This is a genomic window from Burkholderia paludis, from assembly GCF_000732615.1.
GTDB classification, from domain to species: Bacteria; Pseudomonadota; Gammaproteobacteria; order Burkholderiales; family Burkholderiaceae; genus Burkholderia; species Burkholderia paludis.
This window is the reverse complement of the sequence record NZ_JPGL01000053.1, coordinates 1-21,955: the sequence shown is the minus strand read 5'-3', so window position 1 is coordinate 21,955 and position 21,955 is coordinate 1. Positions and strand designations below refer to the sequence as shown.

The 21,955-nt window shown below is 61.6% G+C and carries 23 protein-coding genes and 1 pseudogene; 7 read left to right on the top strand and 17 right to left on the bottom strand.

Going from position 1 to position 21,955, the window contains the following annotated elements:
• Positions 1 to 34: 34 nt before the first annotated feature.
• Complete coding sequence (locus tag GQ56_RS0127625; RefSeq protein ID WP_031401736.1) at positions 35 to 466, bottom strand: hypothetical protein; 432 nt, start codon at positions 464 to 466, stop codon at positions 35 to 37.
• Positions 467 to 542: 76 nt separating this feature from the next.
• Positions 543 to 2,159, bottom strand: a complete 1,617-nt coding sequence (locus GQ56_RS0127620) for a tyrosinase family protein (RefSeq protein ID WP_031401735.1) — start codon at positions 2,157 to 2,159, stop codon at positions 543 to 545.
• A gap of 695 nt (positions 2,160 to 2,854) precedes the next feature.
• Here GQ56_RS0127620 and GQ56_RS0127615 point away from each other — a divergent pair.
• Both GQ56_RS0127615 and GQ56_RS0127610 read left to right on the top strand, forming a co-directional pair.
• The gene (locus tag GQ56_RS0127615; RefSeq protein ID WP_031401734.1) at positions 2,855 to 3,862 is read left to right on the top strand and encodes a serine hydrolase domain-containing protein; all 1,008 of its coding nucleotides are present in this window, start codon (positions 2,855 to 2,857) and stop codon (positions 3,860 to 3,862) included.
• Between the two features lie 153 nt (positions 3,863 to 4,015).
• Complete coding sequence (locus tag GQ56_RS0127610; protein ID WP_031401733.1) at positions 4,016 to 4,459, top strand: GNAT family N-acetyltransferase; 444 nt, start codon at positions 4,016 to 4,018, stop codon at positions 4,457 to 4,459.
• Positions 4,460 to 4,744: 285 nt separating this feature from the next.
• Here GQ56_RS0127610 and ftrA read toward each other — a convergent pair whose 3' ends face one another.
• Positions 4,745 to 5,722 carry a transcriptional regulator FtrA gene (gene ftrA, locus GQ56_RS0127605; RefSeq protein ID WP_407638610.1) on the bottom strand — a complete coding sequence of 326 codons (978 nt, stop codon included), beginning with the start codon at positions 5,720 to 5,722 and terminating at the stop codon, positions 4,745 to 4,747.
• A gap of 88 nt (positions 5,723 to 5,810) precedes the next feature.
• On the opposite strand from ftrA, the gene GQ56_RS0127600 reads away from it, so the two are divergent.
• Complete coding sequence (locus tag GQ56_RS0127600; protein ID WP_321029206.1) at positions 5,811 to 6,476, top strand: glutathione S-transferase family protein; 666 nt, start codon at positions 5,811 to 5,813, stop codon at positions 6,474 to 6,476.
• 220 nt (positions 6,477 to 6,696) lie between these two features.
• Here GQ56_RS0127600 and GQ56_RS0127595 read toward each other — a convergent pair whose 3' ends face one another.
• From GQ56_RS0127595 to GQ56_RS0127565, 7 genes are all read right to left on the bottom strand, one after another.
• Positions 6,697 to 8,202, bottom strand: coding sequence for a cytochrome c (locus tag GQ56_RS0127595; RefSeq protein ID WP_031401730.1), 1,506 nt, complete (start codon positions 8,200 to 8,202; stop codon positions 6,697 to 6,699).
• Between the two features lie 4 nt (positions 8,203 to 8,206).
• A complete protein-coding gene (locus GQ56_RS0127590) occupies positions 8,207 to 9,859 on the bottom strand; it encodes a GMC family oxidoreductase (RefSeq protein ID WP_031401729.1) in 1,653 nt (550 codons plus the stop codon).
• Positions 9,860 to 9,864: 5 nt separating this feature from the next.
• Entirely contained in the window at positions 9,865 to 10,455 is a 591-nt protein-coding gene (locus tag GQ56_RS39610) for a sugar dehydrogenase complex small subunit (RefSeq protein WP_052007354.1), read from the bottom strand.
• A 484-nt stretch (positions 10,456 to 10,939) separates the two neighbouring features.
• Positions 10,940 to 11,452, bottom strand: coding sequence for a GlcG/HbpS family heme-binding protein (locus tag GQ56_RS0127580; protein ID WP_031401727.1), 513 nt, complete (start codon positions 11,450 to 11,452; stop codon positions 10,940 to 10,942).
• 373 nt (positions 11,453 to 11,825) lie between these two features.
• The gene (locus GQ56_RS0127575) at positions 11,826 to 12,863 is read right to left on the bottom strand and encodes an SMP-30/gluconolactonase/LRE family protein (RefSeq protein WP_031401726.1); all 1,038 of its coding nucleotides are present in this window, start codon (positions 12,861 to 12,863) and stop codon (positions 11,826 to 11,828) included.
• A gap of 16 nt (positions 12,864 to 12,879) precedes the next feature.
• Positions 12,880 to 13,398, bottom strand: coding sequence for a carboxymuconolactone decarboxylase family protein (locus GQ56_RS0127570; RefSeq protein ID WP_031401725.1), 519 nt, complete (start codon positions 13,396 to 13,398; stop codon positions 12,880 to 12,882).
• Positions 13,399 to 13,452: 54 nt separating this feature from the next.
• Positions 13,453 to 14,229 carry a cyclase family protein gene (locus GQ56_RS0127565; protein ID WP_031401724.1) on the bottom strand — a complete coding sequence of 259 codons (777 nt, stop codon included), beginning with the start codon at positions 14,227 to 14,229 and terminating at the stop codon, positions 13,453 to 13,455.
• Here GQ56_RS0127565 and GQ56_RS0127560 point away from each other — a divergent pair.
• A complete protein-coding gene (locus GQ56_RS0127560; protein ID WP_161788589.1) occupies positions 14,213 to 15,118 on the top strand; it encodes an AraC family transcriptional regulator in 906 nt (301 codons plus the stop codon). The two genes, GQ56_RS0127565 and GQ56_RS0127560, sit on opposite strands and share 17 nt — an antisense overlap.
• 138 nt (positions 15,119 to 15,256) lie before the next feature.
• Here the strand turns inward: GQ56_RS0127560 and GQ56_RS0127555 are convergent, their stop codons facing one another.
• The gene (locus tag GQ56_RS0127555) at positions 15,257 to 15,784 is read right to left on the bottom strand and encodes an SRPBCC family protein (RefSeq protein ID WP_052007353.1); all 528 of its coding nucleotides are present in this window, start codon (positions 15,782 to 15,784) and stop codon (positions 15,257 to 15,259) included.
• Positions 15,785 to 15,906: 122 nt separating this feature from the next.
• The gene (locus GQ56_RS44810) at positions 15,907 to 16,101 is read right to left on the bottom strand and encodes a hypothetical protein (protein WP_152601880.1); all 195 of its coding nucleotides are present in this window, start codon (positions 16,099 to 16,101) and stop codon (positions 15,907 to 15,909) included.
• Positions 16,102 to 16,104: 3 nt separating this feature from the next.
• Here GQ56_RS44810 and GQ56_RS0127550 point away from each other — a divergent pair, with 3 nt between their 5' ends.
• Together GQ56_RS0127550 and GQ56_RS42025 are read left to right on the top strand one after the other, a co-directional pair.
• The gene (locus tag GQ56_RS0127550) at positions 16,105 to 16,974 is read left to right on the top strand and encodes a S66 peptidase family protein (RefSeq protein WP_031401721.1); all 870 of its coding nucleotides are present in this window, start codon (positions 16,105 to 16,107) and stop codon (positions 16,972 to 16,974) included.
• A gap of 720 nt (positions 16,975 to 17,694) precedes the next feature.
• Entirely contained in the window at positions 17,695 to 17,979 is a 285-nt protein-coding gene (locus tag GQ56_RS42025) for a hypothetical protein (RefSeq protein ID WP_075123043.1), read from the top strand.
• A 68-nt stretch (positions 17,980 to 18,047) separates the two neighbouring features.
• On the opposite strand, the gene GQ56_RS0127545 is transcribed toward GQ56_RS42025, so the two are convergent.
• The 5 genes from GQ56_RS0127545 to GQ56_RS0127530 all read right to left on the bottom strand — a co-directional run bounded on the left by GQ56_RS0127545 (position 18,048) and on the right by GQ56_RS0127530 (position 21,562).
• Positions 18,048 to 18,593: a DUF4303 domain-containing protein gene (locus GQ56_RS0127545; RefSeq protein ID WP_031401720.1), complete on the bottom strand. Its 546-nt coding sequence runs from the start codon at positions 18,591 to 18,593 to the stop codon at positions 18,048 to 18,050.
• Positions 18,594 to 18,701: 108 nt separating this feature from the next.
• Positions 18,702 to 18,959 carry a PAAR domain-containing protein gene (locus tag GQ56_RS42020; protein ID WP_075123041.1) on the bottom strand — a complete coding sequence of 86 codons (258 nt, stop codon included), beginning with the start codon at positions 18,957 to 18,959 and terminating at the stop codon, positions 18,702 to 18,704.
• A 72-nt stretch (positions 18,960 to 19,031) separates the two neighbouring features.
• On the bottom strand, positions 19,032 to 19,244 hold the full coding sequence (locus GQ56_RS0127540) for a hypothetical protein (RefSeq protein ID WP_031401719.1): 213 nt from the start codon (positions 19,242 to 19,244) through the stop codon (positions 19,032 to 19,034).
• Between the two features lie 138 nt (positions 19,245 to 19,382).
• Complete coding sequence (locus GQ56_RS0127535) at positions 19,383 to 20,873, bottom strand: hypothetical protein (RefSeq protein WP_031401718.1); 1,491 nt, start codon at positions 20,871 to 20,873, stop codon at positions 19,383 to 19,385.
• Positions 20,870 to 21,562 carry a hypothetical protein gene (locus GQ56_RS0127530; RefSeq protein WP_031401717.1) on the bottom strand — a complete coding sequence of 231 codons (693 nt, stop codon included), beginning with the start codon at positions 21,560 to 21,562 and terminating at the stop codon, positions 20,870 to 20,872. The genes GQ56_RS0127535 and GQ56_RS0127530 overlap by 4 nt, the downstream gene beginning before the upstream one ends.
• Positions 21,563 to 21,667: 105 nt before the next feature.
• Between GQ56_RS0127530 and GQ56_RS0127525 the strand changes: the two are divergent.
• A pseudogene (locus GQ56_RS0127525) lies at positions 21,668 to 21,955 on the top strand (transposase); the annotation flags it as partial.

Sequence of the window (21,955 nt, the reverse complement as noted above, 5' to 3'; positions counted from 1 at the left end):
CGGCAGGCGGTGCGGTCGGAGCGGTCATGGCCGTTCAGGCGGCGTCTCTCATGACGGCATACCACGAGCACACCACACCGGCCGGCGCGACGCCGCCGCTGCCGCTCGCATGCGGGACCGTCCGGACGATCGAGCCGGTCAGCGCCGGACGCTGGTCGATGCCGTTGGGCCAGGGCGCGCTCACGTACCCGACGTAGTCGTACACCCATTCCTCGCCGTCGACCACGCCGCGCCCCTGGAATCGTACGGTGCCGGGGTTCCCGTAAGTGATCCAGCCGTTGAGCTGCAACGCCCATCCCGGGCCGAAAATGCGCCCCTTGAAAATGCCCGCCGGGGCCGGTGCGATCTCGATCGTGCCGAGGCCGAATTCAAGGTCGTTGAATGCGGTGGCCGGGTCGGGATCGTTCAGGAAACTGCGATAGGTCCACTGGCCCACGAGGCTGCCGGTTTCGGGTGTGTAGCTCATGCTCGGGTTTCTCCCTCGTCGAAGTGTCGCAGCGAACCGGCGCCGGGCGACGGCGCCGGTTCGTCCCGCATCGTCGTTACCGGACCTCGAGCCGGAACAGTTTCGGTGCGGCTTGCGCGGCCGCGCCGGCGACGGCTTGCGTAACGGGCGACGACGCGGGTTGCGTCTGATGGCGCACGCCGTCACGCGTATGGACCTCGACCTCGTACTGGGCACCCTCCACCGCACTTTCCGTGAACTGGTTCAGCGGAAAGAACGCCCTCACTTCGAGGTGCGTCTGGCAGTTCGCGCAGGACTGCACGCTCCAGCGGCTCAGCACGGCGTGCGTGCCGAGCAGTTGCCGCTTGCCGTCGATGTTGACGTACGCGGAAACCAGGAACGACCCGGCAATCGGCGCACGATTCAGCCCGGAGACGCGCACGACCTTGCTGCTGTTGCCCGCCGGCACGGTCATCGCCGCCAGCGAAAGCTTCGGCAGGTTTTCCAGCGAACCGGGGCCGTACGTGTAACCGAGCTGTTCCTCGATGTTGATGCAGTCGAGCGACGTATAGGCGCGCTCCTTGCCGTTCTCGCTCTTCTTGAACGGATCGAGCGGCGATTCGAGCGTGAGCCAGGAGTTGGGCACCGTGCCCGGCGTCGGCCCCTGCCCGTCGACGGAGTTGGTGCCCGGATACTCGGCGATGACGTCGAGGTGCTGCGTGAAGCCATGGCGCTTCTGCCACAGCCAGAACACGCGATCGATGAAGCAGTGGTGGAAATAGAAGATCGGGTCGAGGCCCGCCGTGTCGTTTTCGCCCATGTCGCCGTTGGCGCCCGGAATCGGCGAGCGGTCGTAGGACGGTATGTCGAACCCGCCGACCGCAAGGTGAATGTTGTTGTGCGGCTCCTCGAGCGAGACGACGGGAATCGTGCCTTCCGGAACATTGTCGTTCCACTGGGCCGCGGACGACGTGTTGGAAAACAGCGTGTAGTTGGGCGCGTCCAGGCACCGCTCGAACAAGCTCTTCACGTTGGTCGGCACCACCTTGCCCTTCACGACGATGTAGGACGTGAGCCAGTCCACGATGTTCCGGTTCAGCAACATGACGTTCTCGTTGGCGTTGGGGAACTTGTCGTTGTGCGCTTTGGTGGCGGCCTGGTCCTCGGGAGTACCCACGAGCCCCGATAGCGGGTAGCGAACCGTGACGTAAGGCAGCGGCTTGCTGTAGTTCGGATCGTCGCCGTTGATGTGGTCCTTGATCGCCCTGTTGAACGTGAAGGAGGTCAGCGGATTCGGAATCTTTACGCCGTCGAGCTCGAAATCCGGGTCGGTCAGTGCCCACGGAATGCCCTTCGTCAGCGACTCTTCGCTGGTTTCGTCCCAGTACGGCAGCATCACGTGCTCGCAACCGGGGATGCTCTGCAGCGCCTGTTCCAGCCGCAGCAGATAGGCACGGTGCCAGGTGGGAAACAGCACGTTTCCGTGGTTGCAATAACCGCCCCAGTAAGACGCCGAGCCCCAGCCGGCGCCGCGGAACGGCTCGCCGTGGAAGCCGCCGATCATGAAAAACGAGTTCGGATCGTCGGGCGGCAATTCCTTGATGCCTTTCCACGCGCGCATCACGTCTTCCAGCGGCTTCTTGTTGCCTTTCCGATATTCGACCTGCAACGATTCGATCGACGGACGAACTCTGATTCCGGGTGCGTTATTCATGATGTGTCCAATGTCCTTCTTGGGTGACGTTGCGGTTTGGCCGGCAGGGTTTGAATGCGAACAGGTGATGAAAAGGGTGGTCGGAACTCGAATTCAAGCGGATTCGTTTTATTCAGATAATGGTTGGCGTTTTGAAAGCGTTAATCGACAGGTATAGGCAGGCCTGCGGTCGTTCGATCGCCTCCATGAGTGGTGAGGACACCCGCAACTGGCGTGGCATGCCCTCTGGTAAAGGGGGCTGCGTTTTTAGTGTGCGCGGGATGCCGTGGCGAATCGGTGCCGATTCGCCAGGCATGAATGGCAAAATAGCCGTGATACCCCGATAGCGTTTTATCCTGATTGAGTATGAGTAAATAAAGCAGATGGACTATGTTTCCGCAAGGAAGAGTTTGGAGTGGTTATGAAAATGTTTATGGGGAAGGGGGTTGTTCGGTTTTTGGAAATGATCGATGTTGTTTGAATCGATATCGTAAAATCCGGGCGCTGGATAATCGCGAAGGCATAACGGCGCTTATTCATTCAATCGGCCGACAACGGCCTTGCAATCTTCGACTGTTGGCTTGGCGTGCGTCGAGGGGATTACCGATGCGTGTTGCTGACATCGCCTCGGACGCCAGCCCGCGACTCCCCGACTCCCCGGGCAGAGGCGCGGTCGGTACAATTTCCGTCCCGGCAATTACCCGAAGGGTAATCAGATGACCGATCTGGGCAAATTTCTCGCGACAGTGACGGCAACCGGCCCCATTCCTGGCGTGTCACTCGCCACGCTTCGCGGAGGAACGGAAGACACCGAATACCACTTCGGGATCCGGGGCGAGCATGACCGCGCCCCGGTCGATGCTCAAACGGTTTTTGAAGCAGCGTCCCTCACCAAACCGGTTGTCTCCTTTGTCGCGCTTCAGCTAGCGGAGGAAGGGCTTCTGGACCTCCGGCAATCACTCTTCGACATTTGCGGAGAGTATGTGCCGGGCGATCCAGGATCGCGGCAGATAAGCGCGTTCCACGTCCTCACCCATACGAGCGGCCTCCCCAATATCGTGCGCGACAAGGCTCCGCTGCGGACATATTTCAACCCGGGCGAGCGATTCAGCTACGGCAGCAGCGCGTTCGCATGGCTGCAACGGGCGATGGAAACGGCGACCGGACGCTCGCTCGAGGCACTCGCGCGTGAGCGCGTGTTCGAGCCCTGGGGGATGAGTCGTTCGAGCCTGGAATGGCAGGAGCGCTTTTCGGAAAATCATGCGCAGGGGCATGAGTGGGAGGGCGAGCCCGTGCCAAAGTGCCGGGTAAGCACGGCGCAGGCCTCGTGGTCCCTTCTGACAACGGCTTCCGACTATCTCGCGTTCGTACGGAATGTGCTCGCAGGCCGGGGACTGTCGGGCTCGAGCTACGATCAGTGGTTTTTGCCGCGCGTCCACACGCGCCAAGGTGACGATGCGGAAGACTTGCAAGGCGACAACCCGCCCGATCTTCGTGTTGCCTGGGGGCTGGGCTGGGGGCTCGAACCCGCTCAGGGCTGTTTCTTTCATTGGGGCAATAGCCCCGGATTCCGGGCGTTCGTCCTTGCCAATCGAGCGACCCGGGATGCTGTCGTATGGTTCGCAAACTCGGCGCGCGGGATGCGGCTTGTCCATGCAGTCGCCCCGGAAGTCGTCGCCGGCGATCATCCGGCCATCCAGTGGCTGCGCATTGGACGTTTGTAAGTGCACCCGGCTGCCATTTCGCCGTCGTTGCAGACTGACGAACCTCTCTCGGCATCGATCCGCTTTGCTGTTTGATCTCCCTGCCAAGGGGGCTGCCGATGGCGGCAACTATCATGGACTACGAAGATATTTGATCCTGGAGCGCTGTACCTGATGACGCCATTGGACATCCTCATCCGCGAACCGCGAGCGTCGGATCACGCCGCAATCGCGTGCTTGCTGCAGCAACTCGGTTACCAGACAACGCCGGCGCTGGTCCTCGAGAAGATTGAAGCGCTGCTCCCGAGCCCGACCGACAAAATCATCGTGGCATCCGCGCGAGATGAGGTCGTCGGGAGCATCAGCCTCCACGCACTTCCTCTCTTCCACGCGCCGGGCAATCTCGGGCGCATAACCAGCATGGTCGTCGACGAGCGATACCGCGGAAACGGAGTGGGTAGCGCACTGATCGCCGCGGCAGAACACTGGTTCAGGCAGGTCGGATGTGTAAAGCTGGAGGTGACGAGCGGCGACCACCGACCGGCTGCCCACCGTTTCTACGAGCGACATGGCTTCTTGAGGGACGGCCAGAGACTTTCCAGGAAGCTTCACTCATAGAGCGGTGTCTTTACCGGAGGTCTCGCGCAAACGGCTGACGGATTCTGACGACTCCGGCCTGGACGGAGTCGAATCGACGCCGGCTCATTGTCGGGCTCTGGTTGTCGGCGGTGTCCGGCGCAAGCGGAAGGGCGGGGCGGGCAATGTGGGGGCAAGCGCAGTCTCGAGCGGGCATGGCTTGGACGAGATGCGACTGGTGCGCCGCCTCGCACGACGGCGTGTCGTTTCGCGAATCCGTGACGGCACGACCGGGTCGGATATTGTCGTCTTTCGGAGACCGCCGGCTCAGTCCGGTTGATTCGACGTGTTTTTTCGACGGACCGACGGCAGCACACCGAGTGTTTTGCGGAAATGTGCGCGTAGCGTCGATGCGCTGCCAAAGCCGACCTCGATCGAAACGTCTTCGACCGACAACGTGGTTTCCTCCAGGAGTTCGAGCGCTCGCGAAACCCGCTCGGCAATCAGCCACTCTCCTGGCGCGAGACCGGTCGTTTCCCGAAAGTGACGGTGAAGACTGCGCACACTGACACCGGCGTCCGATGCGAGGCGGGTTACGGTCCAGCGACGCGATAAATCGGCGCGCACATGGTCGAGTAACGCGCCGAGCGCTATTCCGGAGCGGGCGGGAATGGGTCGGGCGACGCGCTGAACCTGATTGCCGGAGCGGTGCGCGGGCAGAACGAGCCGTTGCGCGACCCGATTCGCCATTTGCGCGCCGAAATCCCGGCGTACCAGATGCAGACACAGATCGAGCCCGGCGGCACTGCCTGCCGACGTCAGCAGCGCACCCTCGTCCACGTACAGAACGTCGGGTACCACAGTCACGTCCGGATGCCGTCGCGCCAGATCATCGACGTGATGCCAATGGGTCGTTGCGCGACGCCCCGAAAGCAGGCCGGTTGCCGCCAGCACGAATGCGCCGGCGCAAATCGACGCCAGGCGGCATCCTCGGGCATGTGCCGCGCGCAGGGCCCGAACCAGGGAATCGGGAACCGGCCTGTCCGGACCAGGCCAGCCGGGCACGATGATCGTCGCCGCATGATCCAGCAATTCCAGCCCGCCGTCGGCATCGATACGCACGCCGCCAATGCCGCGAATGACGCCGGGCCCGACCGCCGCCACGGCGAAGCGGTACCAGTTCGCACCCAGCTCGGGGCGGGGCAATCCAAAGACTTCCACTGCGCAGGCGAACTCGAACGGGCACAGATCGTCGTAGGCCAGTGCAATCACCAACGGTGCGTCGGATTTCATCATTGGCATCATCCTGACGGAATTGACCGATTCTCCCACTTTCGGGATCCGGATCGCGTGGCCAGAATCGGTATCGTCTCCCGAACGACGATAGTCGCCCATGACCATGTCCGAATTCAAACTGCATTGCTTTGCCCAGTCCGGAAACGCCTACAAGATCGCCCTCATGCTGTCCTGTGCCGGGGCCGACTGGCAGCCCGTGTTCGTCGATTTTTTCAGTGGCGTGACGCTCACCCGGGCATGGCGAGACTCGGTCAACGAGATGGGGGAAGTGCCCGTCCTCGAACATCGCGGCAAAACCCTCGCGCAGTCCGGCGTGATCCTGACGTACCTCGCCGAATGCCTGGGGCAATTCGGTGGCCGAACCGCCGACGAACAACGCGAAATCTGGCGGTGGATACTCTTCGACAATCACAAGTTCACCAGCTATTTCGTGACGTATCGCTGGCTGCGTTCGTTCGACGAAACAGCCCCGCATCCCGAGGTTTTGTCATTCCTCCGCGGGCGCATCGACGCGGCGTTCGATGTGGTGGAGCGTCATCTTGATCGTCATGCGTTCATGGTGGGTGACCGACTCGGCATTGCGGACTTTTCGCTGATCGGCTATCTGTACTTCCCCGTCGAGGAGACGGGTTACAACCTGGACGAGACTCACCCGAACATCGCCGCATGGCGCGCCCGAATTGCGCGGCAACCGGGATGGCGGCACCCCTACGACATGCTGCCTGGCGCCGTCGTGAAGCCACGCTTTCCTCATCTGCGTTAGCCAGTCTGCTCCAACCGGCAATCACCGCAGGTGACGCGAGGCGCAATGTCGCGGCGAATCAGGCAGCAGGTATCGCGTCGATATTCGAATCGGGCGGGCGAACGTCGTCGGCACAAGTGCTCCGGTCTTCATCGGGTTCTCCCTGCCTCCAGGACAAAAGAGAACCCGCTTGCCAAGGGGCTGCAAGAAGCGCCCCGGATCAGTATGCCCGCCCCGTCGATCATCCGGCCCTGCCGGACGTCAGGCCCGCACGTGCCGTACGACGCGCTCGTCGCCGCCGGACCATGATGGCGAAGACAACCAGCAGCACGACCACCACCGGCGCTGCCAGCATCAGCGGCCGTGCCCGCACGAGCAGCGGAACCGGGCCGCCGTTGCGTGCGACGGCTACATCGTCGGGCGTCACGGTAACGTCGGCATTGCCGTATTGCGCGAGCACATAGTTCGCGATCGCGGCAATCTGATCGTCCTTCAGCGGCTGGACGTAGGAGCCTTCGCCGAAGGACGGCATCAGCACGTGCTGGCCGCCCGCTTCGCGATCGACGCCGTACAGGATCGCCGCAATCAGGTTCGACGGATTGCGCGAGCCCGTGGCGGTATTGTTCGACAGCGACGGATACGCCTGGCTCGGGCTACCCTTGCCGTTGACCTGGTGACAGCTCGCGCAGTACCCGCTGAACAGCGCCGCGCCGCTCGTCAGCGTACCGTTCGCGTTCAGCGCGGACGCGCCGCGCAGCGTCGCTTCGCTGCTGACCGCGCGCCCGTGCGTGAACGCCGGCGCGGTCTCTTGCTCGTCGCGGATCGGCTTCGTGCTGCGCAGATACGTGACGATCGATTTCAGGTCCGCGTCCGACAGATACTGCAGGCTGTTCTGCACGGCTTCCGCCATCGGGCCGGCCGCCTGGTTCTTGCCGGGGGCGCGGCCGGTCTTCAGGTATGCCACCAGCTCGTCGTCGGTCCATGCGCCGATGCCGCTCACCGGATCCGACGTGATGTTCGGCGCATACCACGCACCGAGCTGGGCACCGCCCAGGTTGCGGCCGAAGTCTTCGGCCATCAGCGCGTTGCGCGGCGTGTGGCACGCACTGCAGTGCGCGAGCACGTTGGTCAGGTACGCGCCGCGATTCCACTGTGCGTCGTGGGCCGGATCGGCTTCAAAACGCCGGTTCGACAGGAACAGCATGTTCCAGCCCGCCATCGCGCTGCGCATGCCGAACGGGAACGGCAGGTTCGTCGCGGGCGCGGGTTCGTCGACCGGCTTCACGGCCTGCATGAAATAGCGGTAAAGCGCGTGCACGTCGTCGTCGCCGAGGCCGCTGTAGGACGTATACGGCATGGCGGGATACAGGTGCGCGCCGTCCGCGCGCACGCCTTCGCGCAGCGCCCGCGCAAACTGCATCTCGGTGTAGTTGCCGATGCCGGCCGTTTTCGAAGGCGTGATGTTGCTCGAATAGATCTGCCCCATCGGCGACGCGATGCCGTACCCGCCCGCGAACGGCTTGCCGCCGTCGAGCGCCGTGTGGCAAGCCATGCAGTCCGCCGCGATCGCGAGCTGATGCCCCTTTTCGATCACCGCTGCGTCGGCCGATGTCGGGGCCGCGCCGGCAGCCGCATCCTGCGCGTACGCGGAGGCGCCGCCGACGAGCGCGAGAAGGCCCGCTGCAATGGCCGCGCGATACCCGGCGCCGCGCCGTGCGCGACGGTCTTGCTGAATCGTGTGTGTCATCGCGTCAACCCTTTGCCAGGCTCGCGGAAATCGAATCCGCGGCTTTCAGGCCAAGGGCCGCCATCGACAGCGTCGTGTTGACGACCGACGCCGACGGCATTGCGCCGCCGCCCGGCAGCCACAGGTTCGCATGGTCGTGCGCGCGGCAGTCGCCGTCGACGACCGAGTTCTTCGGATCCGAGCCCATGATGGTGCCGCCCATGATGTGATTGTTCGCGTTCAGCGTCGTCGTGATGTTGAATTCGACCGCGTCGAACAGGCTGCCGATGTGCGTGAGCTGCTTGCAGGCCGCGTCGTAGCCGCGCCGCACGTAGTCACCGACGTCGTAGTGGATGTCCGGGCAGGCGAGGCCGTGCGGATCGAAGCGCGTCTTGCTGAGCGTCAGCCGGTTGTCCGGATCCGGCAGCGGCTCGAGGCTGATCGACAGGTCGACGCCGTAGATCGCGCGGCGCCGGATTTCCTCGTCGAGCGCATTGCCGACCAGACCGAGCTTCAGGGCCTGCTGGGTGGCGGGCCCGACGCGCGAGATGTTGTTCAGGATCATCTTGTTCGCCGAGTACTGCCCGCGGAAATCGCCGTCGCGCGGGCCGACGATGCAACTGCTCTGCGCGGGGCCGCGGCCGAGCCACATCGGCTCGTTCGCGAGGAACGTGCAGTGGAAACCCGAGTGATCCATCATGTTGCGGCCGACCTGGTCCGAGCCGTTCGCGATGCCGTGCGGATTGCGCTCGTTCGCGGCGAGCAGCAGCAGGCGCGGCGTCTCGATGCCGTTGCACGCGAGCACGAACATCCGACCGCTCGCCTTGTGCGACTGGTGCGACGCGTCGTACCAGTGCACGGCCGTCACGCGGTTGTTCGCGTCGGTGTCGATCTTGTAGACGACCGATTCCGCGAGCACCTTCGCACCCTTGCGCTCCGCGCGCTCGATGTGGTGGATGCCGTTGTACATCGCGCCGATCGGGCAGATCGGCTGGCAGTTGTTGTTGCCGCAGCAGACCGGGCGGCCTTGCCACGGCCGCGTGCTGCGCGCCTGCGGAATCGGGATCGACCGGTAGCCATGCGCGTTGACGATTTCGGCGAAGCGCCGGTCGCCGTGGCCCCACGGCACCATGTCCATCGGATACGGGCGGCTGCGTTGCGACGGCGACTGCATCGCCGGGTCGCTGGGTCCGGCGACGCCCATCTCGTCTTCCGCGCGGCAGTAGTACGGCTCGAGATCGTCATAGGAGATCGGCCAGTCGCGGCCGACGCCGTACATCGATTTCATCCGGAAATCGACCGGCAGGTGCCGCCAGCTCGAGGCGGCCCAGTGCCACGTCGTGCCGCCGACCGTGCGCAGGTAGCCCTGCTGGAAACTCTGGCCGTCCCGGCCGCTCAGGCCGACGTAGTTGTTCTTCGGAAAATACAGCGGGGCAGGGGCATTCGGCGCCTGCGGGTAGAGCCCCTGGAAGTCGGAGCCCACGCGATTGTCGAAGGGCATGTTGCGCCAGTTCTCGACCGCCTGCCCACGTTCGATGCGCAGGCCCGATTCGATGATCAGCACCGAATGGCCCTGGCTGACCAGTTGGTCGGCGATCAGGCCGCCCACCACCCCGGAGCCCACGATCACGACATCGGCCGATACGTCGCCGTTCGATTCAAAAACAGGAGTTCTCATGAGGTTCACGCGTGCTGTTGCGGGTGCGAGGTAGTTGCTGGCGCAACCGTTTTGCGGGGTGGCGCGACATCGGCCGGCGGCGGTTCGGCGGTCCACCACAGCGGGCCGTTCGAACAGTAGGTCGGCGCGCTCATTCCGTCGTGGACCGTGTCGTACATCAGCGCATCGGCATAGGTGACCATCACGGCCTTCTGGCCATGACCGACGGTGCCCGTGTACCACGCCGCGACAATCGCGAGCGCCGTGTCGTGCAGGCCCGCGGCGTCGGCATCGGCCAGCAGTTGCGCGGGTGTCTGGCCGGCGCGCACGCGTTGCGCCAGCGCGGCCGCACGCGCGGCGAAGCCCGGGTCGGTACGGTGGAATGCGTCGACGAGGCGCGAGGCCGTCGTCGGATCGAGGTTCGCGTGGCCTGTCAGTGCTTGCGACAGCGCGAGGAAGCTCTTGCCGTCGAGCGACGGCTGCTGCTCGAATGCGGATCCGGGAGCGGCGGTAAACAGCCCGACTTGCGTCAGTGCTGCCGCCATCACTTTCAGCGCCGTTCTCCGCGTAACGCCGCCGCGCGCAATGGCGCGCTTTTCATGATCGTTTGGGGGCATGTCGTTTTCGTCTTTTTCGCGAGCGCTTGCTCGCCTGTTTTCTTTCTTCCGAATGGTCTGCGTTGAGCGCGGCACCGGGCTGAAACGACCCGAATGCGTTCCCTCGCGGCGCCGCGTTACCTGTTCGAGCGCACCGGCAAACGACCATCACCGATGGCTCAAAGTATTGCACGTGCCGCATGCAGCAGTTTTTATCCGTTCCTGCCCGGTATCGGCCGATGCGAGATTATGGAACCGGTTCCATTCGGGCGTCCAGTAACTCGTTCAAATTGTTCATTGCAGGGGGAAGTGTATCGATATCGGTCGAATCGCGTATTTTCGACGCGTTATCGGCTTACCGAGACCGGCTTAAAACGAAATGGAAAGAAAATCGTAATTAAAACGTCAGAATTCGACTGTTGTTTCGATGGCATGAACTGGGCGTCGGCAACGCGAGCATCGGTAATGGTTCGGGTTTGCGACAGTAGCCATGGCCGGGCGCGACTTACCTGATTGCAGCGGCGCCTGCGGCAGCGATGACGCTATCCTGCACGCCCGCGCCACCGCTGGCGCCGATCGCGCCTATCAGGCGCCCGTCGATCACGATCGGGATGCCGCCTTCGCCCGCGAGGATCCCCGGGATACTCAGGTTACCGGTCGCGCCGTGGTTGATGGCGTTTTGCATATCCCGCGTCTGTCGGCGGAATCGAGCCGACGCGCGCGCCTTGGCCTCCGCGATTTCAAGCGACGCGAGTTGGGTGTCGTCCATTTTGTCGCACGACACCAGGTTCCCGCCGCTGTCGACAACAGCAATCGCGTATTGCCAGTGTCGGCGTCGCGCCTCCGTTTCGGCTGCCGCGATGATGGTGCGGGCCTGCGTCAATGTGATGGGCGGGCCGTAGGGGATGTCATACGGCAGTTGTTCGGGAACCGGCGCGGACGCGGTGGATTGTGCTGATGCATGGGCCGCGAAAATTGCGCTGGCCGCGATGAGGATGCGGAATCTGGTCGAGAACATGGGTTGCTGATACGGATGCCCCTGATGGCTTCAGGCGCCGGTCAATGAAAATGAACACGATGCATTCCGGCAACGATGAATTTCCTGGCCCGGTTGCCGGGACATGTCGCGATCACGGGGGAAATATATTGCATCCCGGGCGAACGTGCAGTGAAGCAGGGTGGTTGCGAGGGCAACCGATATCGGCAACCTGTTTGCGGACTGCCGGCGCAAAGCGTCAATGCAGCGGGGAGGGCATGCGTCGCCGTTGCCCGCCGGTTGAAACGAGGGTTCGGTGCAGCCGCGAGCGGCGACGCTGCCCATGAAAATCCGCGCGATGATCGGAGCGAACACCCGGATCACCGTGACGACACATGAGGCGCGTCCGCTTCACTTACCAGTGCACTGGCGGCAAACCGCGGACAGGTGCGTCAAAGCAAGGAATCGCGCTGGCGCGCAATCCACCGAGAAACACGGTCGTCAGATCCGGACCGCCAAACGTGACGCTCGCCATCCATGTGCAGAGGGTGCCGCCCGTCGCGAAGAGCGTCTCGTCGGTGACGGCCTTGCCGCTCGCAAATTCGGCTTCGAACCGGGCCTGAGCCTGCTCATCGCCATCGGCGAACAGCGTGAGCGCGTCACCCTCCGGCGTGATGGCGATCAGTCGGTCGGCGAAAATCATCGTCGCCCACAGGTTGCCGTAGCTATCGAAGGTGATGCCGTCGATCAGGCCCGGACCCAGATCGCGCGGACCATATACCTGTCGTTCGGTCAGCGCTCCGTCGGACTGTACGCGGAATCGCGTAACCCGCTTGGCAGTGGTTTCCGCCACATACAGCCACTCTTCGCGTGCGTCAAAGCGGATTTCGTTGGCGAAGTGCAGGCCGTCCGCGACGACCCGCAAGCCATGCTGGTCGAGCACGGCGATATAGCCGTCGGCCAGGTCGTGACAGACGGCATCTGTCCACGGATTGACGCGCGTCGAGACGGTCAGCCAGATACGATTCCTCGAATCGCGGAGCACGAAGTTGACCTTGCCAAGTGGTTTGCCGTCGATGCTGTCGGCGAGCACGCTCGTTTCGCCTCGACGCGTCATTCGTTCGAGTCGATCGGTACCGAAATTGGCGATCAGGATGTCGCCGTTGTCCGCAAACGCGAGACCGTTCGGCAAGGTCCCGGACACGAGGCTGCCGATTGCGTTGGCCTGCAGGTCGAACTGACTGTCGACGCGCGACGTGACGAGCGTCTGCCCACCGTCGGCATCGATACGCATGACGCCGCCTCGGGCATCCGCTGCCCATAATGTGCCGTCGCGCTCGGCAAGAATGCATTCGGGGCGTTGCAGATCATGCCCGATCGTCTTGACTGCATCGGGACCGACTTGCCAGCCCTTCAATGGATTGGGCGCTCTGGCGGTCTGGATATGGGTCATGTGGAGCCTCGCCGGATTACATGTTGTCCCAGGATGTTGCCGCTTCGTCCAGCGGTACTTCAAGTGTTTCGAGGAACCGGGCCGTCATCATGTAGTGGCCGACCAACAAGGTGAGTTCCGCGACCTGGGTTTCGGTGAAATAGCCGCGGATTGCCTGGAAAGTTTGTGACGTGACCTTGATGTCCCTGACGCATTCGTCGACAAACCGCAGAATGATCTGTGAACGCGGGTCCGACATGCGACCGTGCTCGATGTCTTCGATCTCGGATTCGGTCCATCCCGCCTTGAGCGCAAGCGGAACGTGCTGCATCTTTTCGTAGCGGCTGGAACTCAATGCGCCCACGCGCAGGATCACCATCTCCCGATCCTTGTCGAGGATCGCACCGCGCGGGAAAGCGCCGCCGAGCGTCAGATAGCCCGACGTCAAACTGGTCGTGCGCAGCAGTGCCAGGGTGAGGTTGGCGGGAAAGCGTTCGTACTGAGCCTTCTGTTCGACGGAAAGTGTGTCAATGGAGGGTATTTCGATGCGTGACATTATGGAGTCCTGTTTAAAAATCAAGAGGCGGGAAGCCAGTTCGAGGCGTGACGTTCAGGCGTCGATGACGGCGACGGGGCGCGCCCATCCGGCGGATCCCCGGGCCACCTTGACCGGGAGGGAGATCACATCGAAGCCGTGGGCCGGGAGTTGTTCGAGATTGGCAAGCTTCTCGATCTGGCAGTACGGCACGGTGCTGCCGGCGAAGTGTCCTTCCCAGATGATGGATGGATCGCGGGTCTCGTCGAATCGTTGCTTCGTGTAGCGGAACGGGGCGTCCCAACTCCAGGCATCGGTTCCGACGATGCGCACGCCTTGGCGGGTCAGATGCAAGGTCGCGTCCCGTCCCATCCCGCACCCTTTGTCGATGAAATCGTCGTGGCCGTAGCGTGCGCCGGCCGCGGTGTTCACGAGAACGATGTCACCGGCCTTGAGTGTGTGGCCGATACGGGCAAGTTCGGCGTCGATGTCGGCCGGCGTGACGACATATCCGTCCGGAAAGTGCCTGAAATCCAGTTTCACGCCAGGTCCGAAGCACCAGTCGAGCGGGATCTGATCGATGGTCAACGCAGGGGTGCCGTCGTCCTGATGCGATCGATAGTGGAACGGCGCGTCCATGTGCGTTCCGGCATGCGTGCTCATCTGCACGAACTCGACGGCCCAGCCTTCCTCGTCGCGGAGCGCCGCCGGCTCCAGGCCAGGAAAGCAATCGGCCAGCTGGCGAGCGCCTTGCCGATGAAGGACGCGGTCGATACGCGGGAGAAATGCTTCGGGATCCGAGGCTATGTCTTCCTGGAGGGCGACGGACAAGTCGATGATTTTTCTGGACATGTTGGATGCTCGTGATGAGTGGGAGAGGGCGGGTGATTTACGTCAACCACGCCACGCAGTTATGATCGATGATGTCTTTATCTGTGTAAATGCCGGTAATCGGACAATGAATATCGATATTGCGACGGGTACTCCCGTGACCAATCTGTTCGGCGAGGCTCCGGATCCGGTCTGGCTGCGTCGCGCGCGTTTCGGGCCGGAGATGTCGGTGCCGGCGCAGCGTCAGCCGTGGGGGCGGTTGCTGTTTGCCGTGTCCGGAATCGTAGAGTTCAGCATTGCGGGGGCGCGTTATCTGTCGCTGCCCGCGTACGCGATCTGGATTCCGCCTGAGGTCGAACATGAGTCGGTCACGACATCGGAGACCGAGTTTGTGGTCGTTCACCTCGCAAGTCACCGGTGTGTCGATCTGCCGGGGAATCCTTGTACGCTCGAGCTGAGCGAGGTCATCAAGACGCTCGTGTTCGATTTGACGAAGCGTGGCGTCGGGCATCCCCGTACGCCGGCGGATCGACGCATGGTCGAGGTTGTCATCGACCAGATGGTTGCCGCGGAGCGCTACTCGACGTATCTGCCGTTGACGGACGATCCGTTGCTGCTGCCGATCATCCGGGCGATCGAAGCCGACCCCGGCGATCGGCGTACGCTTGCCCAGTGGGCCGACCAGATCGGCTCGACCGAGCGCACGTTATCGCGGCGCTGGCGAAGCGGCCTGTTCATGTCGTACAACGAGTGGCGACAGCGGTTGCGGCTGGTCAGGGCCGTCACGCTGCTCGACGAAGGGGTGTCCGTGAAGGCGGTTGCATATCAGCTGGGTTATCGAAATGCATCGGCTTTTATCGAGATGTATCGGCAGCGGATGGGCGTCAGCCCTGGAGGCAACCGGCGATGAATCGTCCGGGCGTGGCGGCCAGTATCGGGCGGGTAGGTGTGTCGGGCTGGCTTTTCCATGGTGCCATTGCGTCACGTAGATCACGGCGCATTCCATTCTGCACGCTATGCCGGCGACGTTACTCGGACGCTGCGCCCGCTATCGCTCGCGGACGGCTTGAGGTTGCTGCGGCTGTCTCTCGCACCATTCGGCAAGCCGGCGATGACGGTGCGCAAACAAATAGCCGAGGACACCGCGAATCAGCCATCGCTTGAAGCGCAACGGAAAACGCAGCCGATAGGTCAGCGTATCGGTGACCTCGCAGCCTCCTGGCACGTCGCGCAATACGCGCTCGTGGGTCCACGAACGCATGCTGAACATCGTCGATTCCTCGCGAAACTGCCGGCCTGGTTCGCAGCGCGCGATGGTGATGTCGTCATAGTCAATCGGCAGCGCCCCGAACAGCAGGAACCAGCTGCGGCAGACCGGTACGCCGAGCGGGATCTCCTCGATGACTTTGCCTCGGATGGATGCCGGCACGGTCATGCGCAGGATTGGAAAAAGCTCGTCGTTGATGCCGGCTGGATCGGTGACCCGCTTCCAGACGGAATCGGCGCTCGCGCGGACGATGGACCGCCGCGTAACGGTATCGATCCGGGTATCCATCGGGGTATCGATCGACGACATTGTTCAGGCTCCAGTGGAAAAGAGTTCAGCGCCGCCTGGCGTCTTGCAGTGCATGGCAGCGCGTGCGCGCGGTGCAATATGATCGCATCCAGCTGGTTGGCTGATCAGGGATGGTTGTGAATTCACGAGGGTTTCGCATCCTCGCTCGAAAACGGTCGGCGAATTGACATTTTTGCTTCGCAGAGGGTGACGACTTCATTTTGCTCTACGACTCCGGCGATCGTGATTTCCGCGCGCTTGACGCCGCGTTGCAAGGCTGAGTCGTTAGCGGGCGGTGCGGGTATATTCAGCGAGTTCTCCATCGTCCAGGTAGCCATTCAATGGAATCACGACGCAAGACGGTGGGCGTGGTCGCGCCTGCTGGTGTTCCCGATCCGGAAAGCATCGCGTGTGGCATCGCGCTAGTTGAAAGCTGGGGCTTCGAAGTCAGGGCGGGCGCGCATCTCGGCAGCCGATACCGTTATTTCGCCGGTACCGCCGAGGAGCGCGCAGACGACCTGCGGCGTACCCTGATGGATCCGTCGATCGAGATCGTGTGGCTCGCACGAGGGGGATTCGGGTGCGCGCATCTGCTCGAGCACTTACCCGACGAGATCGCGACGCCAAAGACGATCATCGGCTTTTCCGATGCAACGTCGCTGTTCTGCGCACTCGCAGATCGGCCCGGCGTGCGTTTGCTGCATGGTCCGACATTTCACAGTCTGGCGACTAAGGTCGACGATGCGACGCGCGCCGATATCCGCGCCGTGCTTAGCGGCGACGAACGCGCCGTACAGAACCTGCGGCACCTGTCCGGCGACTCCGGGGTGGTGCAGGGGCATCTGTGTGGCGGTAACCTGACGGTGCTGGCGAGCATCGCGGGTACACGCTGGCCGCTTCGCTCGCGCGACGCGATTGTGCTACTCGAGGACGTGACGGAATTCGGCTATCGGCTCGACCGAAGCCTGACGCAACTGCGACTGAGCGGTGCTTTCGACGGAGCTCGCGCGTTCGTGCTCGGGCAATTCACGCGTTGCCCGATTCCGGACGGCGCAGATTTCACGCTCGAGCAGATGCTGGTCGACGTACTGGGCGCCCTCGATCTGCCAATATATTCGGGCTTGCCGATCGGACATGAACACCGAAACATCACTTGGCAATACGGCAGCCAGGCTGTCATCGAGAACGGTGCGATCCGGTTCGACGCATAGAGCCGGATTACTTGCTCGATCGTGCAGTTCGGCACTTCGGTGAGGTGGCCGGGAACCAAATTACTTGAACAGACGGATATCGTCCGTTTAAGTAATTTGGTTCCTGCCGTTTTTGCATGGATCGGGCGTTTTATCCTATTATGGGAATAATTTTTCTTTATAAAATTCTTGGAGAAATTGTTCCTTCGCCGTACGAGAAAAGCAATTTTGTAACTTTCACGCCCTCCTGACACATCGCGGAGGGGGCGGACTTGCTTTCCCGTCAAACGGTTCTATTCTTTAATAGTTATCTGCCCCTCTAGCTTCGGTAATCGCCCAGTCGGGGATTTTCCATGGAAGCAGACGGTGTTGATGACAGCTTGCGTTATTCTCGCCGGATCTGCTTGCTTCAGTACGGCCACAATCTGTTCGATCGAAAAGCGCTTCCGTTTCATGGCAAACCACCTCCTGGTTCAGGGTCAAGTTTGCCGCAAAACTCGCTCTCAGATTGGTCCAGAATTCCTAAAGCGGATCAACCCAGACATCACACCATGCTGATTCGCAAACAGGGACGCCTAGTCAAGTTGGTGCGCATCGAACCGTCGAAAGGGGCCGGCGCAGTCGCGCGATCGCGGCCTGGCGGCCGCGGAGTACGTCGGGTCGTTTCGTATCGACGAGCCATTACCAGCGGAGTTGCTCGACGAGCTATCTCGCGATGAGCGCAGAACGCTCGCATGCTGGATGTTTCTCTATCGAGAAGATCAGGCCCGTGCGCGAGCCATGCCGGTTCTTGCCGGCGCCCCGCAGCAATTCGAAGCGATTGTGGCTGCACTCGAAGCTGCAGCGGATACTTTGTCTGTGGAGGATGCCGACCATCTTTGGGTGCAATTGCAGGCAATCGCGCGCATGCTGAAACGGGCAGGGCACGCGCGGCCACGCGCTGCGCGCCGACCGACGTCATCGGCACCCGGTCAACGAGATTTCTTCTGTGAAGCCGACGAGTTCACGCATCCTGCTGATCAGTAAATGACCGTCGGCACCACACCTTGCCGTTTGCAAAATCCCGTCAACATCTCGTGTCGGCCTTTCTGCCTCTATTCGTAGCGTTTGATAAAGCGATCGAATGCGGCAGGAGGATTCAGGACCTTGGCGGATTCGTTCTCCAGTTGCACGGCGCCGTCGTCATCACTGATCGAGACGAACAGCGTGAATTTCTCGCGCTCCGCCCCCGTACCGAACAACCCTTCCTGATCGAGCAGCCTGAGTGCCTCGATCATGTCGTGTTGAAGGTCTTTGAAAAACTCGCCGAACTTGGCTTCTTGAAATTTCGGACTCAGTACCGTATCGGCCAGCCTCTTGCAAAGCGAATTGAACGAATCTGCTTCGGCTGATTCATATGCCCACTCGGCGGGCGCCCATGTAAACTCGGGCGCATCCTCATCTTCACCGACCTCCATCAGCTCGCGGACCCGCTTCAGCCCTTCATCAGAATTTGCGGCCGGCACGACGGTCATCGCACCACCGTCAGTGAAGAGTGCAAACGCGTAAAAATGGTCGTTCGGGTATGCCGCGAGAAGGGCTCGATATGTCACTCGCGCCGCGTCTGCAATCTCCTGCGCGAAGTCAGGAAACACGCTCATATTGATCTCTGGAGGTGCGACTTTCGCCCGTAGTGGCCGCGCGAGACCAATAGCGCGAACACCGGGTCGTTGTGGTCGGAACAGGCGGTCGGCACCTGTGTGGTGAGCCTACGTTCGCCCGGACGTAGGGAGGGATGTGATCAGCACTGCACCGCACGAAGTCTTGTGACCGTCGAACGATGCGAAGCTTCCCTCGACGTCGAACGCCGTATCGCCCTCAACGATCACACACTCTCCATGGATCGGGCAGGTACAGCGATCGCCGATTCTCGCGACCGGTCGCCCCATGACCTCGCTGTTCGGTGCACCAGACTCGACACGGCCGCCGTGACTGTGCACGTCTCCTACCCGAATCACGCCGCGCATAAAAGCTCCTACTCCTGGTTCAAGCTCGGCGCGGATTCTGCCTACGATCCCGTCGAACTATCAACGTCACGATCATCTACGGACTTCGGCCTGATTGACAGATCTGCGCGCTCGGAATGCATTCACGAGCCCCACAACGATAAGGATCAGTCCGATCGCCGCCATCAGGACTGCGACGATGACAATAAATGAAACGTCGTCCATCGTGATCCCAAGCTGATCGAACACACCGATCGCCAGGGATATGCAAAAGACCGAGAAGAGGCCGAATCCCGCGACAAGCATCCCGGCACCCCACGCCAAGAAACGGTGAGGGCGAGACTGTTTGTACACCCCCGAATTCATACTTTCCCCGCGAGCCGAAATAGCCGGCGGTGCCGATCTACGCGACACCGAATCGGACAAGCGCCTTCGGCTGCGCCTCTAAAATGTATAGCCCTGTTCGTAGCGGCTGTAGTCGATGTCATGGCGTTTTCCCCACCAAGGTAGAAAGGCCGATCCGCCGCCACGTGCGCGGAACCACGGCGCTTTCGGATCAACCGAATTAAGCTTTGTCGGAGGCGCAACGACGACTGCCGTTGGGTGATCGGCATCGGTTGTGCCGGCCACTAACGTATTGCCGCCGAGATGATTCGCACGACCGATGGCTAGTGCCACGTCGGTCAGCGCGGTGCCGGCGCCCATCTCGCCAAGTAACGCCGACGTGTTGAACGTCTGCTTCTGGTAATCGTACTCGGGTAGAACTTCCGTCAACGTCTGTGACAGCGCGCTGAGACGGGCGGACGCGGCGTCACTGCCCTTGCCGGCGTCATGAATGACATAGTGCAGGTCTGTAGTCGTCACGCCGGCATTCTGGGCCGCTTGGTCGATGGTTGATTTCCACGCCTCGACTCCGCGTGTCGTACCCGCTTTCTTCTCGAAGTCGTTCACGTTCCCAACAGCAGCGCGACCAAGCCACGCGAGTGGTTCGCGGTCGGTCTTGAAATCGGGCCCCGTGAGCACCAACAGCACCATGTTCTCGTTCATCTGCCCATCTTTGGGCGGGAAGCTCGGCGCGTCCCAGTTCATGACCCAAACGCTTTGGTCCGGATGGGCCTGCAAGAAGTCGAGAGCGCGGTTAAGCGATGTAAATCCTGCGTTTGCACCACCGGCAGTGATGTGTATGTCAGGTGGCGTATCTTTGCTCCACAGATCCGGAAAGTACTTGTTTCCTATCTCGAACGTGGAGACAAATTCCTTGTCCAAATATTTACGAGTCTCTTCCGGATCAAGGCGCTTTTCAGGGATGGCGAACTCGATATGTGTGCCAGCGAGTTCGCGCCATTCCTTTGGGTTCTTCGAATGGACGGTATAAAAATACACCGGGCTCATGACATAGATTTCGCCGAACAGGGCGAGGAGCTGATCGACGTATTTTTCGTAAAAACCGCTGAACGTTTCTCGCCCGTTGTTGCCGTCGGCAATACCAACGATCGGTTGTAGCGTGGTGAATTTCTGAGGCTCGGCCTTAACCATATCGTCTTGCTCGTTCGGCTTGACGAGACCCAAGGTCCACAGCAACTGCCATTCAGTCGGGTAGTCCCGTCGCTGGAGTGGGTTTAGCCACGCGAGACCGACTACCTGTGCACGAAACGGCTTGTTTTGCGTCGATGCTGCGGCAGCAGTGGGAATCGCCTCAGGAGTCGTTGTTTTGGGCGAACGCGACTTCGTAAATGCGACACTGAGCGCCACGATCGCTACGATGATCAGGATCGGCAGCACCAAGATTTGCTTCATTACTTCTCCTCGGGTCAAGGGTTGGCTGGCACCACGAGTCGAATAGTAGAGCGAAACCGTTGCCACACCAAAGGCTATCAGCAGGAGTGCCGCTATCGCGCCGATCCTGCGTGGCCATGTCGAAAGCAGCGCGTTCATACGAACTTGGCCACATCGAGCATCCACGACGGATCCCGCTCGTCCGAGATGCGCTTCGGCATTGCAGCATCTGGATCGGTCTTGAGCCACGCCTCGAGCGGGGCATTCGACATTGTTCCTTTACTGAAATACTCTGAGTACTTCTTACTTGAATTGCCTTGGCTAACGCTTCCGCTGAATCGCCAATCGGCCTCAATGCGCAGATCGGCCCAGTCTTGCGACGTCAATCGACACACGCCGATTGCCAGATCATACGCGAGCGCCTTTTCCGCATGCATCGGGTTCGTCATGGTTATCGAATGGTTCGTCGGGTTGTTCTTCTCAGTGCTCTTGAGGTAGGCCGTAACCGTACTATTCGCATATCGCGTGCGATCATCGGCTGCGTTGTAACCTGGTGTTTCCGAGATCACGCTGCCGTTCGGACCGAACATCGGGCCGTCTGCGTCTTGGTCGCGGCGAGCTGTTTGACGCACGATCGCATGCATCTCGTATCGAAGCCCGGCTTCACTCGCTGCATTGCCTTCTGCCGGTGCAGACCCATCATATTGGTCAATCGCGTCTCCTCCGCGCTTGTTCACCGCGGCCTTGTTCATATCTCGGTCCGAAGCAGGCGGGTCGTTGCCTTCGTTGAAGAAACTCACCGCCTTGTCGCCGTCCTTCACTGCCTGGATCGGGTATCCGTTCTTCATTGCCACCGGCTCGAAAGGTTGGTCGAGCTTCGGTGCATCGGTAATCCCCCCCAAAAGACCGGTGTGATCAGAAGTAGAATTTTCTCGTTGAGGGAGTTCTACAGCATGAAGAAATCGAGATTCACGGACAGCCAGATCATGGACGCGCTCAAGCGCGTGGAATCGGGGCTGTCGGTGCCGGACCTGTGCCGGGAACTGGGCATCAGCACGGCGACGTTCTACAAATGGCGCTCGAAGTACGGTGGCATGGACGTCTCACTGATCGCGCGGATGAAGGAGTTGGAGGCCGAGAATGCTCGGTTGCGCAAGATGTACGTCGAGGAGAAGATCAAGGCCGAGATCGTGGCGGAGGCGCTCGCAAAAAAAGACTGAGGCCATCTTGCCGGCGTGAGA

Excerpts from the sequence above, each read along its gene's own strand:
- GQ56_RS0127560 (WP_161788589.1), top strand. The coding sequence starts at position 14,213 with ATGATTTTTCTGGACATGTTGGATGCTCGTGATGAGTGGGAGAGGGCG.
- GQ56_RS0127620 (WP_031401735.1), bottom strand. The coding sequence starts at position 2,159 with ATGAATAACGCACCCGGAATCAGAGTTCGTCCGTCGATCGAATCGTTG.
- GQ56_RS0127590 (WP_031401729.1), bottom strand. The coding sequence starts at position 9,859 with ATGAGAACTCCTGTTTTTGAATCGAACGGCGACGTATCGGCCGATGTC.
- GQ56_RS0127565 (WP_031401724.1), bottom strand. The coding sequence starts at position 14,229 with ATGTCCAGAAAAATCATCGACTTGTCCGTCGCCCTCCAGGAAGACATA.
- GQ56_RS0127545 (WP_031401720.1), bottom strand. The coding sequence starts at position 18,593 with ATGAGCGTGTTTCCTGACTTCGCGCAGGAGATTGCAGACGCGGCGCGA.
- GQ56_RS0127555 (WP_052007353.1), bottom strand. The coding sequence starts at position 15,784 with ATGTCGTCGATCGATACCCCGATGGATACCCGGATCGATACCGTTACG.
- GQ56_RS0127530 (WP_031401717.1), bottom strand. The coding sequence starts at position 21,562 with ATGAAGAACGGATACCCGATCCAGGCAGTGAAGGACGGCGACAAGGCG.
- GQ56_RS39610 (WP_052007354.1), bottom strand. The coding sequence starts at position 10,455 with ATGCCCCCAAACGATCATGAAAAGCGCGCCATTGCGCGCGGCGGCGTT.
- GQ56_RS0127600 (WP_321029206.1), top strand. The coding sequence starts at position 5,811 with ATGACCATGTCCGAATTCAAACTGCATTGCTTTGCCCAGTCCGGAAAC.
- GQ56_RS0127570 (WP_031401725.1), bottom strand. The coding sequence starts at position 13,398 with ATGTCACGCATCGAAATACCCTCCATTGACACACTTTCCGTCGAACAG.
- GQ56_RS0127625 (WP_031401736.1), bottom strand. The coding sequence starts at position 466 with ATGAGCTACACACCCGAAACCGGCAGCCTCGTGGGCCAGTGGACCTAT.
- GQ56_RS0127595 (WP_031401730.1), bottom strand. The coding sequence starts at position 8,202 with ATGACACACACGATTCAGCAAGACCGTCGCGCACGGCGCGGCGCCGGG.
- GQ56_RS0127550 (WP_031401721.1), top strand. The coding sequence starts at position 16,105 with ATGGAATCACGACGCAAGACGGTGGGCGTGGTCGCGCCTGCTGGTGTT.
- GQ56_RS44810 (WP_152601880.1), bottom strand. The coding sequence starts at position 16,101 with ATGGCTACCTGGACGATGGAGAACTCGCTGAATATACCCGCACCGCCC.
- GQ56_RS42025 (WP_075123043.1), top strand. The coding sequence starts at position 17,695 with ATGTTTCTCTATCGAGAAGATCAGGCCCGTGCGCGAGCCATGCCGGTT.
- GQ56_RS0127580 (WP_031401727.1), bottom strand. The coding sequence starts at position 11,452 with ATGTTCTCGACCAGATTCCGCATCCTCATCGCGGCCAGCGCAATTTTC.
- ftrA (WP_407638610.1), bottom strand. The coding sequence starts at position 5,722 with ATGATGCCAATGATGAAATCCGACGCACCGTTGGTGATTGCACTGGCC.
- GQ56_RS0127535 (WP_031401718.1), bottom strand. The coding sequence starts at position 20,873 with ATGAACGCGCTGCTTTCGACATGGCCACGCAGGATCGGCGCGATAGCG.
- GQ56_RS0127610 (WP_031401733.1), top strand. The coding sequence starts at position 4,016 with ATGACGCCATTGGACATCCTCATCCGCGAACCGCGAGCGTCGGATCAC.
- GQ56_RS0127615 (WP_031401734.1), top strand. The coding sequence starts at position 2,855 with ATGACCGATCTGGGCAAATTTCTCGCGACAGTGACGGCAACCGGCCCC.
- GQ56_RS0127540 (WP_031401719.1), bottom strand. The coding sequence starts at position 19,244 with ATGCTTGTCGCGGGATTCGGCCTCTTCTCGGTCTTTTGCATATCCCTG.
- GQ56_RS42020 (WP_075123041.1), bottom strand. The coding sequence starts at position 18,959 with ATGCGCGGCGTGATTCGGGTAGGAGACGTGCACAGTCACGGCGGCCGT.
- GQ56_RS0127575 (WP_031401726.1), bottom strand. The coding sequence starts at position 12,863 with ATGACCCATATCCAGACCGCCAGAGCGCCCAATCCATTGAAGGGCTGG.